The sequence below is a fragment of the Vibrio sp. 2-2(8) genome (genome assembly GCF_963888495.1).
Classification (GTDB): Bacteria; Pseudomonadota; Gammaproteobacteria; order Enterobacterales; family Vibrionaceae; genus Vibrio; species Vibrio anguillarum.
In genome coordinates this window covers 158,232-175,078 of the sequence record NZ_CAWPJM010000053.1, presented here as the reverse complement: position 1 = coordinate 175,078, position 16,847 = coordinate 158,232, and the positions used below count along the sequence as shown (strand labels likewise).

The window sequence follows — 16,847 nt, the reverse complement described above, 5'->3', positions numbered from 1 at the left end:
TCTCTCAATACCTCTATAACTTTTGCCAAACTCTCATATGTCAGACAAGCAAGAACGATATTCCATCTCAGATAAAACACATCAAGAATTTATTGACCAAAGTCGCGTCTTAGCATTGGAGCAAAGCGGCATTGTGCAATGCGGAATTGCAACCTGCCGCGAAATGTTTTCTGTTTATCGGAAAAATCAGAGCGTGCATATGCTGTTGTACACAGTGAAGGGCAAAGGTTGGCTAACGAGTGGAACTGACAGTTACTTACTGGAACCGAGCTCATTAATTGTGGTACCAGCGGGTGTCGAAAATGGTTTTGGAATTGAAGAAGAAGAGTGGCAAGTGGTGTGGATCTTTCTTGCACCACAGCGTCATTGGAAAAACACCGTAAAAGAAGAAATACATTACACATTAACGCCTATCGCTGCGGTCATGTATGCGAGTATTCAAGCGCTGCTGCGAACCTTAACATTGCCTGCTGAGCTTGGTGAGCAGGTCGGGCAACGCATTGTTGAACAGATAGAAATCATGCTCCGAGCACCGATTGAACTGCCGCTCTCGCGTACTTTGTTGCGTTTAAATCGCGTCTTTCAGCGTGTCCAGAGCCAGCTGCATAAAGATTGGACAATAGAAAATCTCGCCGCATTATTTCCTTGCTCGCAAGCTCATTTACATCGTTTATGTCAACAGCACTTTGGCCACAGTCCTAAAGCCCACTTAACGCGAATGCGTATGGAGTACGCCGCTCGTTTGCTTGTTTCTACCGACTGGCCAATCCAACATGTCGGTGACATTGTCGGCTATCCTAACCCAGCAAACTTTAGTACTCGTTTTAAGGTATGGAGCCATTGCACACCACGAGAATTTCGTAAAAAACGAAATGATTAATTCCACGGCATTGGTAAATGGCACTCTTCATTCATAAACTTTCTTATCTACTAAACACGATGAAATTATTGCACCTCGAGCACAGCTTATGAAGGTGATTGAAATATCAATATCATTGAGGATATGGTTTGTAAAAATCAATTTATTCATCACATTAATTAGATTCTAACCACCAACAAAACGGTTATGTGCTAAACCTATAAGAGTAGGAATATTGTCAATATAGAGAGATAAGCGATGGATCTGTTTGCGGATTTTCGACAAGAGACTCAACCAAAGAGTGAAGAGAGTCATGAACTTAGTGTTGAAAATAAGCCATGGCGAGTACTGCTGGTGGATGATGATGAGCAGATGCACCAGATCACTCGTTTAGCGCTAAGAGGGTTTTCATTTCAAGGACGGCCACTAGAGCTACTGTCTGCTATGTCTGGCATTGAAGCCAAAGAGCTCATCAGAACAAAGCAAGATATTGCGTTGGCATTAGTCGATGTTGTCATGGAGACCGAAAATGCAGGCTTGGAATTGGTAAAATATATTCGTGAAGAGTGTAGGAATAAAATTATTCGTTTAGTGCTGCGCACGGGTCAAGCAGGACAAGCCCCTGAAGATACGGTCATCCAAGAGTATGAAATCGATGACTATAAAGAGAAAACAGAGCTTACCACACAAAAACTCAGAACCCTGCTCTATTCGATGTTGCGATCTTATCGGGATCTCTGTTTGATAGAAGAGCAGAAAGAGGGGCTTAAACGCGTAATTGAAGCCTCAGCGAAGGTACAAAATACTACCACCTTGCAAGCTTATGCTGAATCTGTACTGAGCCAGCTCACTTCTTTACTTAAACTCCATGCATCGGCATTTTATTGTATCGTTCAGCCTAAATCTGAAGGCGAAGGTTCGTGTGCTTTAACGCTCGCGGCTATTGGAGGATTTGTCGATTTTTATTCTGACTGTGATTTCTCGCGCTTACCTTCGGAAGTGGCTAAGCGTTGTCTTCTTGCTTTGCAGACCAAAATGTCTCATAGCTATGATGATGCTTCTGTACTGTATATGACAGACAGCCGTGGCGTAGAGAATCTACTCTATATCAATTTACTTGAGCGCTTGTCTGAAAACGATGAACGTCTACTTGAAATCTATATGCATAATATTGGGCTGACTTTTGAGAACTTGAACTTACAGCTTGATTTACGCGAAACATCGAGGGAGCTTGTTTATAACTTAGCCAATGCCGTCGAAGCCAGAAGCAAAGAAACAGGGGCTCACGTACAGCGTGTTTCTCTGATCTGTGAAAAATTAGCCACATTAATGACCTTACCTGAGCAGGATATTTATATGATTAAAAATGCGTCACCCCTGCACGATGTAGGCAAAGTGGCGATCCCTGATAGTATTCTTCATAAACCAGGGAAATTGGACGCTCAAGAATGGGCGATCATGCAAAAACACGTTGAATACGGTGTTGATATCTTAAGTCGTTCAAAACGCAGTTTAATTATCAAAGCGAAAGAGATTGCCGGTTCTCACCATGAAAAATGGGATGGAAGCGGTTACCCAAACCAATTAGCTGGTGAAGGCATTCCTATCAGTGGCAGAATCACCGCATTAGCCGATGTGTTTGATGCTCTTGGTTCCAAACGCAGTTATAAAGATGCTTGGCCGGAAGAGGCGATCAAGCAAGAAATTGTTGTGCAAAAAGGAAAGCATTTTGACCCCATGTTGGTTGATTTGATGCTGGCGCATTGGGATGATTTTATTGCCATTCGAGATCAACACCCAGATTAATAAATTTTTCCACCTTGCTTGTCGACAATGCAACGATTGATTGGCATCTTTAATGCCTTTTCTTTTGATCGGAACTCAGTGTGACCTCGCTGAGTTCAAGTGCTTTGGGTAGAGTAAAGACGTAATGTACACCTTGACCCACATTGGAATTAAATTGAAGTTTCCCCTTCAATTTCTGAGTGGCAAGGTTGAACACAAGATTTAAGCCAAGACCGGATCCTCCTCTACCTCTTTTGCTGGTAAAGAATGGCTCAAAGATTTTATGGTGCAGTTTTGGTTCGACGCCACAGCCATTATCTTTATATTCTAAGAGGATATTTTCTCCTTCCTGTTTGAACGCAATGGTTATTATGGGGTTTTTCTCATCACTAAAAGCGTGGTTGACGCTATTCATGACTAAGTTCGAGACAATTTGAGTGAGGACGCCTGGTAAGCTATTCATTGTAAGTCCGACATCTCCCTCTAGTTGTGGGATGACTGGAATTTTCCTAGTTTCAGGATGTAGGCTAGCGATCAACGCGCTTAATACTTGGTGGATCGAGAATTGACTACGACTCTCAGATACCTGATCGACCGCTGTTTGTTTAAAGTCTCGGATCAGTTTGGCAGCACGATTTAAGTTGCTTTCAAGCATCGTATTGGTTTCATTCATTCTCTGCATCAATTCAGAAAACTGCTGGCTTGTAAGCGTTTGGTTGGCGAAGGCGGTATTTAGCTCTTGTGTGACCTCAATGATTACCGAACTTGCGGTCACCGCGATACCTAATGGCGTGTTGACTTCATGTGCCACCCCTGCAACTAAACCACCTAAAGCTGCTAATTTCTCAGATTCAATCAACTGTGTTTGCGTGGCTTTTAGTTGCTCAATACTGTTTTCCAGATCGCAGGTTCGTTTGGCGACTTGACGCTCTAAGTTTTGGTTGAGTTTTTGTAGTTCAAGCTGAGCCAGTTTTAGCTCGGTAATATTAATGGCAGTGCCCCGTAACCCGAGAAACATATCTTCCTCATAGCGTGCTACCGCTTGAAACATCAGATAGTGCTTACAATCATTGATGATAATCGTCTCTTCACACATTGAAAACGAGCAGTGTTTAGTAATGGATTGGAGTAATTTTTTCATATCTCTCAGTGAGTCAACCTCTGAAAGTAGTGGCTTGCTATTTTCACTGATCTCTAAAGCTTGACGCATGGGTTCGGAAGTGTAAATCAACCTGTCAGTACTATCCGTCTCCCATAACCAGTCGGATGAGACGTCCGTAAAATCGGCTAATCGTTCTTGTTCAAGTTTTATATTACTGTACAACGTAGTTACATTTCCGGTAATTTTATTGGTCTCATCGGCCAGCCAAGTGAGTTCATCGTTATGCCCCATAATCCATTTCTTATGAGGAAGTTTTAGTGGTTTTGGGGGATGGCGAGGGTTGTATTTGCGTAAGTATTGAGCAATGGCGAAGACTCGTCGATTTACGCTCTCATGGAAAATCATCAAAATAGCGTAACAAATAAAGGCAGTCTTAATCGCGTTCACGACCAATATCAGTAGAAACTGCTTGATTAAGTAGTTGTAGATTTCTTGAGCATTAGACTCAACGTAGATCTCACCAATCTGCTCTTTGGCTTCCGTTTTTGGGTTGATATAAAGCATGGGATAACGGTGTGCGACTAATTGCTCCATCACTTTTTCTCCGGCACTGAATTGATAACCGCCAGACGTGATTTCCAAATAATCAATTTTAGGCAAGTTCACTAAGCCATCTAAGCGCTGTTGAAGCGTCACGAGATCATAATTCCATAAAGAAGCGGCAAGCAGTTCGGCATGAACGAATTCTATTTCGTGATGACGCTGAGCCACATCATCGAACTCTCTGTCATAGTCGAAATATGTTTGTGCTAACGTTGTCATCAGGGTGACAGCACCACTTAAAATGACAAGGAAAAAAATGATCCTGCGACCAATACGACTCGATAGTGGGTTATCAATGCTTTCATTAAATGTTCGGCTTTTGTTCATCCTGCTTCTCATTTTTTTGAGTGATAATTTGAGTATAGATGTCACATGGGAAGTGTGAATAACATCTTATTGACTACACTATAAAAAATAGCCGAATCATTGGAGGCAGTTCATGCGTTGGATATGGATATTGTGTGTGATAAGTGCGCCCGTGATGGCGGGAAAAGTACTCTTAATAGAGAGCTACGAGCAAGGTTATGAATGGGACGCTAGCTATGTATCCGCCCTTAAGCAGTCGTTAACGCCTGCGCATGAACTGCATACCTTTGAGATGGACACCAAACGTGTACCAGCGAGCCGTTATTCACAAATCGCCGAACAAGCCTTTAGTCGATACCAGCACCTAAAACCACAGGTGGTGGTTTTAGGTGACGACAATGCGTTGGTTTATATGCTGCCGAAACTCTACAACGAGCCAATCTCAATCGTGTTTCTGGGGATTAATTCAAACCCACGAAAATTCATGGCTCAATACCAAGGGCAAGCCAAAGTGACCGGTATTTTAGAGCGCCCCCTCTATGTGAAAACCATGGGAGAAATTGGCCGGATGCTCGATAAAGATAAGCGTAAAGTATTGGTGTTATTTGATTCGGGTAGTACGGCGAGTATTGCGTTGGAATTTATGCAAACCCAAGCGAGTATGATTGAAAAGAATTTAGGCATTGCGACAGAGATAGCTTCGGTGGCGATAGAGAAAGAATGGCAGACAAGAATAAGCACAGCTAAAGAGCAAGGATTTGGCGCCATAGTCGTGGGGCTTTACCAAACCTTGGTCGATGAGAGCGAAAATAATGTGCCAGCGGATACTGTATTAACGTGGACAAACCAACATACAGAGGTTCCTTTATTTGGTTTTTGGGATTTTTCGATCGGTGCGGGCAAAGCGGCTGGGGGTGTTGTGTTAGCGGGTCGTGATCAAGGCGAAATGGCGGGCAAAACGGTGTTACGCATTTTAAATAATAATGAAGATGCAAGCCGCATTCCTATCCAAATCGGCCAGCAAGGGCGTGCTATTTACCATCAGGGCGAAATGTCCCGTTGGGGGTTAAGCGTGCCGGAAGGATGGATGAAGATTGACTGACTTTGATGGGACTGTATTGAATTGTCGAATTCAGCATTACGTCTAAAATAAAAAAGCAGAGAGGCGGTGACCTGTCTGCTTTTTCTTCATTACAGTTTATTAAACAGCCAATGGCATTTCATTTGATGGATCATGTTTACTGTAAACACGAATCAAACCAACCACAGCAAACACAGACATCAACAGCATCAATGCGCCAAGTGGCATCTGGTCATGAGCTGGAATAGCCGACGCTAAAAGGGTAGCTAAACCAGCCCCAAGGTTTTGCATACCGCCTAACACAGCACCTCCTGTTCCTGCATGGTAAGGCAGTGGTGTTAACGCTCCAGTGGTCGCTGCGGGAAAGAGAATGCCTGCACCGAGAAAATAGACAGTGGCACCACCAATTAGGGTCAATGCGCTGGTTTGCCCCAACACTCCAGGAACAAACACCACCAATGAACCTAATGCTATCGCTACCAAGCCCACATACAAGGCGCTTTTTTCGTTGAAGTTCAACGCAATAACACTCGATAGCGCCGCACCAACTAAATAACCAGGGATCGGTAAGACAAACAATAAGCTGACGGTGGTGGCAGGCAGTTGCAAAACGCCACCAAGTAATACACCTGCAGCGGCTTCAAACACCGCGACGCCAGAGAAAGTCGCCACGAGACAAATTAAATACCCTTGGAAACGTTTGTCACTCAGCACATAGCGATAGCTGTTTGCAACCGATTCGTGTCTGCGAGCCGCTTTAGGCAATGTTTCTACCATACTCGTCATCATAGTGATCACCACGGCAATCGCGAATAGGGATAAAAATAAGTAACTAGAGCGCCAGCCAAAACTTTCTGTTAAGTACCCACCAAGAACAGGAGCAATGAGTGGCGAAAAAATAACGCACATGCTGATAAGGCTATTAGCCTTATGTAATTCTGCTCCTGAAAAACAGTCTCGAGTAAGGGTTCGAGACATTGCGCCACCACACCCAATGCCAAGCCCTTGAATAAAACTACCGACCAAAAACCAATCGTATTGGTGAGCAAATAATGCGAGTAGCGATCCTGCAATATAAATCAGCAACCCAGCGATAATAATCGGTTTGCGTCCTAGGCGGTCTGACAATGGACCATAGACAAATTGTGATAGTCCATAAGGGATTAAATAACATGCCATGACCGCCTGCAGTGATGCAGGAGAAACTAAAAATTCTCCCGCCATATGGCCAATGGACGGGACGTACATCGTTTGTGTCATTTGACCGACAGCGGTCAAAATCGCAATTAAAAATGTGAGTTTCACTAACGGAAACGATGCGGACATGGTCTATCTCCTGCACAATAGTGCAACTACGAAATATAATTAATATGAATAATGAAACTAATGGCCAGCGTTAAAAGTATCGCTCTTTCGGCGCGAGATATTAGTGAGGCTAGGCGCTTTTATCAATCTAAAAGTGTGAAGTTGAGCAAGATAAAAATCTATGATTTGAATTAGAAAAACTAATCATTATTCGGGTGGTTAAAGAGAAATGAAAGACGGTTCCAATGCCTGTGTTGAGTATGGCTCTTGGTGTCTGATAATGTACCTAGTTTTTCTATTGCTTTTGCGCTGAACAGTGACTAATATTTAATGCAAATGAGAATTAATATCATAAAGGTGTGATTAATGATGTTACCTTTACTTGCTGCATTATTATTTATAGTGGGACTTGGCAAAAAGTTGTCGGTTCCAAATTCGTGGCTCTTCTACTATGCACTTTCTGTTGTATTGTTAAGCTGGCTATTCAGTATGAACCCCATTTTTGTCCTGATCCCGTTGTTTATCTTGTCACCTTGTCTTATCCACTATCGACATATCAAGGTGATTAAAATGGCTTATGTGGGCTGCCTACTGCTGTCTTTTTTCGTCTCTTGGCTTGTGTAAACCAATCCATGTTTTTTCTCGCCAGACATTCCAAGTAGTTTGGGGATAGTATTTGTGAAAATCATAAGGTAGGATCGCCGGCCTTTTTCTGATGCTAGGAGGTAGCGATGTTTATTGGTTTTGACTATGGAACGGCGAACTGTTCTGTCGCGATGATGCAAGATGGGCAGCCAACATTGTTACCCATAGAAGGTAAAAGCCACTACATTCCTTCGACAATATGCGCCCCGACGCGAGAGTCCATTTCTGAGCATCTGTTCCGTCATCACAATATTACGCCAAGCGATAAAATTGGTGAGCAAGTACTTCGTCGCGCGATCAATGTGAATAGAGAAGAGAGTATTGAACTTGCCGCGCAAGACATTGCCTTTGGCCAAGCGGCGCTCGATCTTTATCTGCAGGATCCGCGCGATATTTATTACGTTAAATCCCCTAAATCATTTCTAGGCGCGGCAGGTTTACGTGATGTGCAGGTCAGTTTTTTCGAAGACTTGGTGTGCGCCATGATGGTCAATATTAAGCACAATGCAGAGCAGCACCTTCAGCGCACCATCCAAGATACTGTGATTGGTCGTCCTATTAACTTTCATGGCCGAGGTGGTGAAGAGGCCAATCGACAAGCGGAATCTATTTTACAACGTGCGGCGAAACGCGCCGGTTTTCAGCACATCAGTTTTCAGTTTGAACCCGTTGCGGCGGGTTTAGAATATGAAGCGACTCTGGTGCAAGATCAAACCGTACTGGTGGTTGATATCGGTGGTGGAACCACCGACTGTTCATTGCTAAAAATGGGGCCGAGTTGGCGAGGGCGTGACGACCGCACCGCGAGTTTGCTTGCGCATAGTGGCCAACGGGTCGGAGGCAATGATCTTGATATCTATATTGCTTTCAAACAGTTGATGTCTTCTTTTGGATTAGGAAGTAAAGCCATTTCTGGCATTGATATGCCGATCACGCAGTTTTGGAACCCGATTGCAATTAATAACGTGGAAGCGCAACGTGACTTCTATGCTCAGCAAAACTTGGCAGCATTGAAATTGCTACACAAAGAGGCGCAGCAACCAGAAAAGTTGGCGCGTTTGCTGAAAGTCTATTTTGAAACGCTCGGCTATCAAATTGTACGCCGTGCAGAAGAGGCAAAAATTGCTCTATCTGATCTTACACAATGTCAGGTGGTGCTTGATCTTCTTTCTGAGCAGATCGAAGTGCAAATTGAGCGTGAGCAAATGATCGACGCCATTGAATCCCCTAAAGCGAAAATGGTGGAATTGGTCAAAGAAGCGGTTGAACAAGGTGGCGTAAAGCCGGATGTTATCTTTATGACGGGCGGATCTGCTCGTTCTCCAATATTACGCCAAGCGGTAGAGCAGCAACTGCCCCACGTACCCGTTGTCAGCGGTAACTACTTTGGTTCAGTGACTGCTGGTTTGGCTCGTTGGGCTGAGATTTGCTATCGCTGATATGAGCGCTTAGCGCTTCGTTTTTGATGCGTTGGGGGCCGGTAATGTTGCGAATGATCGTGTTTCATTAAAACATTACTGGCAACCAAGCTACCTAAGCTTATCAACCCTAATCCGATCCAAGTCAAAGGCGTTGGCATCTCACCAAAAACGGGAATCGCCAACAAGGTTGCCACGACTGGTGTTGCAGAGCCAAAGGCAGCGGAGCGTTCTGCGCCGAGTGTTGAAACTGCATATAAATAGGTAAATGCTGCAATGAGCCCCGCCCCGACACCTTGCAGCAGTGTGTGTCCTGCCAGTTCTTTCCACGGCCAGTGTGCAAAAGAGTGTGTGGCTAAGTAGCTATCGACGATGCCTAAAGCGATTAGAACGGCCAATAAAATAGTAGAAAGTAAAGCAACCCATCCCGCGCTGACGAGCGCATGCAAATTCGCTACCCGCGCACAAATTGTAAACATCGCCCACATCAGGCTGCCGGTTAAAAACATCAAATGCCCGGTCAAACGGTTTGACTCAAAATCAGTGGCACTTGAATAGAGGAAAATACCAACCCCTGCCACCACTAAAGTCAGCCCAGCGACTCGATGGCGACTTAACGGCTGTTTAAACAGCAACACCGCTATACCCGAGACAAACAGCGGCAGCACGCCCGGAACAAGCGCGCTACCATCAGAAACCGGAACGTAGTGCATCGCATGGCTTGTCACTAGTAAATAGGGCAATCCACAGCCAATAAATAGACCAATTAAGTAACGCATAGGTACATTTTGCAATTGATGTCGAGTTCTCCAAACCAATGGAGAGAGCAACAAAGCGGGCAGTAAAAAGCGCGTTAATGCAATATCCGCAGGGGTTAATAGGCCGCTGGCTCCTGCCTTTAAAGAGAGGAAAAAGCCGGACCATAATAACAGTGTGGTGCCTATCGCGAGGTAGCCATAAATCATAATTTCATTCACATCAATGGATGGTTTCTCACCATTATCTATGGTTCGGCTTACTTTTATCCGGCAAGTTCACTCTTATTGCTAGATGGTTTAGCACTTATCCGCTATAAATTAGCAAAATGTTAGTGGATTTAATCAAGGATCGAGTAATGGATAGAATAGACCGCCGCATGTTGACCTTATTACAAACAGAGGGACGCTTAAGCACCGCAGAGCTTGCGGAAAAGGTTGGATTATCACCTTCTCCCTGCGCAAGACGCTTGAAACGATTAGAGGAGAGCGGGATCATTGATGGCTATCAAGCTCGCTTAAGCCGGCAAGCTGTCGGAGTTGGTATGACGGTTTTTGTTGAAGTTAGCCTGAATAATCATCAAGCCGCTTCCATTGATAGTTTTGAAGAGGCAATCAAAGAGATGGAGGAGGTGATCAGCTGCCATGTGGTTTCAGGTGCGTATGATTACTTGCTGGAAGTCGTTAGTGCCAATTTATCAGGGTACGAAGCATTTACGCGTCAGTTACAGCGGCTCAACAATGTAAAAGATATGCATACCCACCTCGCCATGCGTCAAGTGAAGGCCGCTACCGCGATGCCTATTTGGGTTTAGAGACAGCACTTGCGTGCTGTCTTCAAGGTCAGGCGTGCTTATTCAAATTGAAATGACGCGAGAGAGTTTTTACCGATTTCGTTGGCAATCAATTGATGGATGGCCGTGGTAGGGTGCGTGACGCCCCAAAATACGTATTTGTCAGAGCTATGGTAAGCGCAATCATTGGTTAAGCTATGACGGTATAAGTAATCTAAAGCTGAATTGCGATTGATGTTGAGGCATGCATCGGTCGCATTTTCAAAGCCGTATTGCTGTGGATTGGCTGTAAGGTTTTCAAACAAGTTATGGGCATCAAATAGGATGATATTTACCCCTTGCATCTGATAATACAGTGCTTGTTGCTGAATAAACGCATTGAAAGTGGTGATCTTAGCGCTGACTTTCGCTATCTCTTCTGCTGTTGAATATTTAAATTGCGGGGCTTTTGTTGCATCGGGGAGGGTGAGTAGAATAATATTTTTGGCCCCTGAATCCACAAGACGAATCATCGCGCTGCTAAAATCTGCTTTGACTTCATATACTTCACGGTTGTAATTCATAAAGTCATTTAAGCCAAATTCAAGGGTAAAGAGCGTATTTTCTGGCTGGTAGTTTTTGGCCATTGTCATGTAATTTAGATAAGAGCGGACTTGATCGTTCACACCCGTCAGCGCGATATATTGATTACGCCCTGCGGCACCGCCAATTGCCCAGTTATATACAGGTAAATCGTGCATTTTTGCTAAATACTCTGTCCACACCAAACCATTGGAAAAGTGTCCTAAAAACCAAGAGTTAGGATTGGGAAATTTCCATTGTGACGCATTGAATATATTTCCTGTATCCGAAAGGCTGTCACCTATGGTCACCATTTTATTAATGACGGGTTTGGCATTTTGTTTATCGTTAGTCCAGATCGAATGATTGTATGAGAACCTATTGTCTGCTGCGAAATAAGTAATATCTGCAGAATCGTGACTGACGCCGAGTGTCTCTTCACAACGCTGTTTTATTTCATATTGTGAGGTGTCGGTATAAAACATATTTTTAAAGCGCACAGACGACCACCAGTAACCACTAATGGTGTAGTCATTTCCTTGTTCATCCAATGCCCATTCCCAATCCGTTGCTGGGTCATCATGATTGCCAGCGGGCCGATACCAACAGCGTACATAAGTGTAGGTTTGCTTATTTTGCGTATTTATTACGCCATAAGCGGTAACTGGTTCTGAGGAGGTATCCGTATTTTCTGCAATCGCCATGGAGAGTGGCAACATTGCAGTCATCAATAATGTTATTAGTTTCATATTTTTTTCTTATTGGTTTAGGCGCATATTCACTCAAGAATAAGTGCGAAAGTGAAATTAAACAACTGGTCAGACCTATTTTGAATTTATAGTGTTAAGCGTCAATCAATAAACGACTATGTTGGACATTATTTGGTATTAAGATCAAATAATGAATTATCAGTGAAACGAACGCTGAGGTTTTTTAGAAATTCTAATTTAGATAAATAACAATAAGGCTTTGCTTTATTATTTCATTCTAATGTTAACTTTTATCTACTTAATACAAGTATCAATAAATTTATAGTCAGTCAATGAGTATAAAAATTAAACGGTTTTATTGTGATTCTAAGCCACATTAAAGATATTTTCTCTTTGTGTTCTTTATTTTTAGAACTATTAATAATTCACCACAAAAGTGCCAAAAAACTAATGTCCTTTTCTTTTGTGGCCTGAAAAAATAAAAAATGGGTATTTATTTTCTTTTAAATACCGTGATAACAATAAAAATGCTTAGAGGTTTATATGCTAATAAACAGAAGAAAAGCACTCAGCGCTATTGCCATTATGTCAGGCTTGGTATGGAACACCGCTCAAGCTGATGTGTATCAGCCGCAAGGTTTGGCCATTGAAATGTTCAGTGAGCTTCAGGATGACAGCCAAATCAACTACCTCAATGCAAGCTACTGGCTACAAGAAGAGGTTGAGCCACCAGCACTAGCTCAGATCCGTGACGATGTATTGAATCAGCATCTGCGCTATTTTGTCGATTTCAGTATGATTGAAGATGAATCGCAAAAGGCTGAAGCGAAAACACGCTTCAGGAAAAAACTAGGGTTAGCGTTTGCCAGTGACTTTTTGATCATCAGTGAACACAAGGGAGAATTACTGTTCACACCACTAGATGACGAGAATGATCCCAACATTCGTTTGTTGGAAGCCGCTAAAATGACTCATTCTCGCCAGCGTCGCAGTACGGCCAACGCGCTGTCAAGTAGTGTTTCGGAGACAAATTCTCTGCCACACGTTGCGTTTTATTTGAATGTCAATCGGCCTATTACTGATAATGAATGTACGTTTAATAACTCACATCTTTGGGATCGAGGCACGCGAGTATTTTGCGATAACCCTAATATCTCGTTGATTTATAGAGTTAACCTAGAGCGTTCATTGCAATATGGCACCATTGGCTCTGCGACACCGGACGCGAAAATTGTTCGCATCAGCTTAGATGATGATACAACGGGGGCGGGGATCCATCTCAATGACCGTCTTGATTATCGTCAATCGGGTGCTGATTACCTGACATTAGATGCTTATTTCCGAGACTGGTCGACTGACGCCATCGCTCAAGACTATCAATTTGTATTTAACTCTTCGAACAACAAAGCGCAGATCTTAAAAACGTTCCCGAGAGAAAATCTCAATGCCGAATATGAGGTAAAAGAGGTATCCGGCTTCCAGCTAGGGGTGAGTGGTGGTGTCGAGGTTAGTGCTGATGGGCCTAAAGGAAAGTTAGAAGCTAATGCTAGCTACAACCAAAGCCGTTGGTTAACCTTTAAAACGCATGATTACCGTGTTGAACGTAGCACTAATAACGCGCAAAACGTCAGCTTCAAATGGAATCGTAGCCAATATGCGACTGCCGAATCGATGATGAATCGTTCTACGGATGCAATATGGGTCAATACTTACCCTGTGGATACCAACCGCATTAACCCGATTGGTTACGCAAGCTTTGTACCAAAAATGGATGTGATCTATAAAGCCGCTCCTAATGCGACGGGGACAACGGAGTTCACCATTGACTCTTCGGTCAATATCCGTCCTATTTATAACGGTGCTTATAAGCATTATTATGTTGTAGGTGGGCATCAGTCCTACCATGGTTTTGAAAATACGACGCGTCGCAGAGTGAGCAAAAGTGCCAGTTTTACAGTGGATTGGGAGCACCCAGTATTCACGGGCGGTCGTCCAGTGAATTTGCAATTGGGCAGCTTTAATAATCGTTGCGTTGATGTGGCCGATAATGGCGTACTCTCTGCCTCAAGCTGTGATGAAACCAAAAACTCACAATCGTTTATTTATGATCAGTTAGGTCGCTACGTGAGTGCAAACGACATTCATCAATGTTTGGATGGGCAATCACTGGGTCAATTGCAAACTTGTAGTTCGAGTTTAAGTCAGCGTTGGGAATGGGTAGAAAACAGCGATAAGCTGAGTAATGTTTTCTCTCATGAGCTGCTTGGTCATGACAAAACAAGTGGAGAATTAGGCTTGTATGCTGATGACAATGATCAAGTGAGTGTGCGCACCATTACTGCTTATAGCAATGTATTCAAGTCAGATAATGAATCGGTCGTATTTGGGTTTACGTCGGGTTCACTGGCGTTGCAAGATGTTGGCCAAGCAGGAATACTCTATATTCGTCATGGCGCTGCGATCGATGCGATTGGTACGCAAGCCAATGCGACGCAAGGTGGTGGAAGCGGTAGTTTGACTGAAATTGATCTGAAACGTGTTACGCAAATAACCGTGACTTCCGGTGAGTTCAAGTACGGTGGTAACCATTTACTCCGTATGGCTTTTAAGCTTGATGATGGTTCAACCAAAGTGGTGGGGTCAAAAGGCTCTGCAATAAGCACACACGATGAAGTGTTTGAGTTGCCAGCCGGATCGGCCATTCGGCAAGTCAAGGTTTGGTCTGAAGGTTGGTTAGCCGATGGTATTCAATTTATTATAAAATAGCGCAATCAGTTCATGATTGAGTAGTAAAGAGCGCTCATGCTTTTGGCTTAATTAGCTAAAACGTGAGTGCTCTTTTTGTTAATGTAATGTTAATTTTATCTGTTGTTTTTTTTAGTTCATTCACGAAGCTGGTAAGCCGACATGAAATAAAGTGCTTTTCTTCTACAGTTAGGGTGCTCCTCAGAGGTCTAATCTCTGGTGTGGTAACGGTAGGCTAGATGTATGCCGCGCCTAAACCAGGCACTACAATAAGAAGGAATTTACTTTGAAAAGAACGATTATTATTGCTGCTTTTTGTCTGCTGAGTACCACGGCGCTGGCGGCAACCAGCACGGTGGCGTTAAGTAAGGCAGGCTATACCCAAACCCAGTACCCTATTGTGTTAGTTCATGGCTTATTTGGTTTTGATACGCTGGCCGGAGTCGATTATTTCTACGGCATTCCGCAATCACTGACGAAAGATGGCGCAAAGGTCTACGTGGCTCAAGTCTCCGCAATCAACAGCTCTGAGCTGAGAGGTGAACAACTATTGCAACAAGTGGAGTCACTTTTAGCCGCCACTGGCGCTCAAAAAGTTAACCTGATTGGCCATAGTCATGGCGGGCCAACGGCTCGCTATGTTGCATCAGTTCGGCCCGATCTTGTGGCGTCCGTGACTAGCATTGGTGGCGTGAATAAAGGCTCAATCGTGGCAGATTTAGTGCGTGGGCACATCAAAGATGGCTCCATTTCTGAAGCGATTGCCGTCAAAATGGCGCAAGGATTGGCGGGTTTGGTTGGCCTTCTTTCTGGGGGAAGTAACCTAGATCAAGATCCTTTAGCTTCCTTAGAAGCTTTAACTACCCAAGGTTCGCTAGCGTTTAATCAACACTACCCAGAAGGCGTTCCAAGCAGTGAATGTGGTGATGGTGAATTACTGGCTGACAATGGTGTTTATTACTATTCGTGGACAGGATCTGCGACCTTTACCAACCTCCTTGACCCAACTGATGCTGCGATGATGTTGACTGGACTTGCCTTTAATGGCCCTAATGATGGTTTAGTCGGCGTATGTAGTACTCACTTGGGTAAGGTGATCCGCGATGATTACCAAATGAACCACTTAGATGAAATCAACGGCTTGCTTGGGATACACCACCTTTTTGAAACTGACCCCGTTACCTTGTATCGCCAGCACGCTAATCGATTGAAGCTTCAAGGTTTATAACTTCGAGGTCTATAGTTTCGAGGTTTATAACTTCAAGTTTTGAAACATCAAACTTTATAAGGATTGGCTATGAAAAAGCCCGCACTATTTGGTTTTATCGTGATCATCTTGGGGAGCATCGGTGCGGTGCTTTTTCTACAAAAGCCAGTATCACCACAGAGCGCGTTACAAACGTCATCTCAACAAGATACGCAGATAGACAGTGCATCGAGTCTTGATTTAATTCACTATTTTATCTCTACATTAGGAGAGAGTTCATTACCTGAGGTTGAGCTGCGCATTGCCCAGCATGCTGAGCAGGATGAGGGCGTGGTGATCGATCCAATGCTTTTTGAACAGTTTATCCAATACAAACAAGCATTAGCTGAGTTAGAGGCTAATGCTTCCATCGCCAATCTCGATCTTGCTACCTTAGCTGAGATCAATCAGCAGTTACTGAAAATACAAAGTCAATTTTTTAACGTTGATCAGCAAAGTATGCTGTTTGGTGAAGAGAATGCGTTGCGAAATTTAGCATTAGAAAAGCTGCGCATTAAAGCTCAAGCAGTCGATTCATATGATGAGCAGTTGCAGTGGCAAACGTTATTAGCGCAGCAGCCAGAATACATTCAGCGCAGTGAACGCAATGTACAACTACTGCCAGCACTCAACGCGAGTCGCCATTTGTCCACGCAAGAGCAATACTTAGCTTGGAACGAGTTGGTTGGCGAACAAGGAGCACAGCGGTTAACGCAGCTTAGTGAACAACGAGAGCAGTTTTCTCAGCATCTCGAAAACTATCTACAACAGCGTTCGGCGGTGCTTGAAAATACGCGCTTGAGCCAAGATGAAAAAAATCAGCAAATTACGCAACTGCGTACCCAAACGTTTGAGGTCAAACAACTCAAACGCGTCGAGGCGTTGGAAAGGTTAAGTGATCAATCGCTTTAATTCTGTTTATCCAATAAAGA

13 protein-coding genes are annotated in these 16,847 nt (G+C 43.7%); 9 read left to right on the top strand and 4 right to left on the bottom strand.

The window, feature by feature from the left end:
• Window positions 1-37 precede the first annotated feature (37 nt).
• Together AACV12_RS16235 and AACV12_RS16230 are read left to right on the top strand one after the other, a co-directional pair.
• Entirely contained in the window at window positions 38-880 is an 843-nt protein-coding gene (locus AACV12_RS16235; protein ID WP_029189683.1) for an AraC family transcriptional regulator, read from the top strand.
• 237 nt (window positions 881-1,117) lie between these two features.
• The gene (locus AACV12_RS16230; RefSeq protein WP_170900913.1) at window positions 1,118-2,665 is read left to right on the top strand and encodes a DUF3369 domain-containing protein; all 1,548 of its coding nucleotides are present in this window, start codon (window positions 1,118-1,120) and stop codon (window positions 2,663-2,665) included.
• 49 nt (window positions 2,666-2,714) lie between these two features.
• On the opposite strand, the gene AACV12_RS16225 is transcribed toward AACV12_RS16230, so the two are convergent.
• On the bottom strand, window positions 2,715-4,676 hold the full coding sequence (locus AACV12_RS16225) for a PAS domain-containing sensor histidine kinase (protein ID WP_212754908.1): 1,962 nt from the start codon (window positions 4,674-4,676) through the stop codon (window positions 2,715-2,717).
• Window positions 4,677-4,788: 112 nt separating this feature from the next.
• Here AACV12_RS16225 and AACV12_RS16220 point away from each other — a divergent pair, with 112 nt between their 5' ends.
• Entirely contained in the window at window positions 4,789-5,757 is a 969-nt protein-coding gene (locus AACV12_RS16220) for an ABC transporter substrate-binding protein (protein ID WP_170900907.1), read from the top strand.
• 99 nt (window positions 5,758-5,856) lie between these two features.
• Here the strand turns inward: AACV12_RS16220 and emrD are convergent, their stop codons facing one another.
• Window positions 5,857-7,062: a multidrug efflux MFS transporter EmrD gene (gene emrD / locus AACV12_RS16215; RefSeq protein ID WP_013868437.1), complete on the bottom strand. Its 1,206-nt coding sequence runs from the start codon at window positions 7,060-7,062 to the stop codon at window positions 5,857-5,859.
• Window positions 7,063-7,407: 345 nt separating this feature from the next.
• Here emrD and AACV12_RS16210 point away from each other — a divergent pair, with 345 nt between their 5' ends.
• Together AACV12_RS16210 and yegD are read left to right on the top strand one after the other, a co-directional pair.
• On the top strand, window positions 7,408-7,665 hold the full coding sequence (locus tag AACV12_RS16210) for a hypothetical protein (protein WP_017045096.1): 258 nt from the start codon (window positions 7,408-7,410) through the stop codon (window positions 7,663-7,665).
• Window positions 7,666-7,772: 107 nt separating this feature from the next.
• The gene (gene yegD / locus AACV12_RS16205; RefSeq protein ID WP_017045097.1) at window positions 7,773-9,125 is read left to right on the top strand and encodes a molecular chaperone; all 1,353 of its coding nucleotides are present in this window, start codon (window positions 7,773-7,775) and stop codon (window positions 9,123-9,125) included.
• Here the strand turns inward: yegD and AACV12_RS16200 are convergent.
• Window positions 9,116-10,069, bottom strand: a complete 954-nt coding sequence (locus tag AACV12_RS16200) for a DMT family transporter (RefSeq protein WP_170900905.1) — start codon at window positions 10,067-10,069, stop codon at window positions 9,116-9,118. The two genes, yegD and AACV12_RS16200, sit on opposite strands and share 10 nt — an antisense overlap.
• Before the next feature lie 149 nt (window positions 10,070-10,218).
• On the opposite strand from AACV12_RS16200, the gene AACV12_RS16195 reads away from it, so the two are divergent.
• A complete protein-coding gene (locus tag AACV12_RS16195; RefSeq protein WP_026027548.1) occupies window positions 10,219-10,674 on the top strand; it encodes an Lrp/AsnC family transcriptional regulator in 456 nt (151 codons plus the stop codon).
• A 38-nt stretch (window positions 10,675-10,712) separates the two neighbouring features.
• Here the strand turns inward: AACV12_RS16195 and AACV12_RS16190 are convergent, their stop codons facing one another.
• Window positions 10,713-11,963 (bottom strand): SGNH/GDSL hydrolase family protein, encoded by a 1,251-nt coding sequence (locus tag AACV12_RS16190; protein WP_170900904.1) that lies wholly within the window; start codon window positions 11,961-11,963, stop codon window positions 10,713-10,715.
• Window positions 11,964-12,467: 504 nt separating this feature from the next.
• Here AACV12_RS16190 and AACV12_RS16185 point away from each other — a divergent pair.
• The 3 genes from AACV12_RS16185 to AACV12_RS16175 all read left to right on the top strand — a co-directional run bounded on the left by AACV12_RS16185 (window position 12,468) and on the right by AACV12_RS16175 (window position 16,827).
• Window positions 12,468-14,690: a leukocidin family pore-forming toxin gene (locus AACV12_RS16185; RefSeq protein ID WP_094126764.1), complete on the top strand. Its 2,223-nt coding sequence runs from the start codon at window positions 12,468-12,470 to the stop codon at window positions 14,688-14,690.
• Between the two features lie 265 nt (window positions 14,691-14,955).
• On the top strand, window positions 14,956-15,897 hold the full coding sequence (locus AACV12_RS16180) for an esterase/lipase family protein (protein ID WP_170900903.1): 942 nt from the start codon (window positions 14,956-14,958) through the stop codon (window positions 15,895-15,897).
• A gap of 69 nt (window positions 15,898-15,966) precedes the next feature.
• Window positions 15,967-16,827, top strand: a complete 861-nt coding sequence (locus tag AACV12_RS16175) for a lipase secretion chaperone (RefSeq protein WP_170900902.1) — start codon at window positions 15,967-15,969, stop codon at window positions 16,825-16,827.
• Window positions 16,828-16,847: the final 20 nt, after the last annotated feature.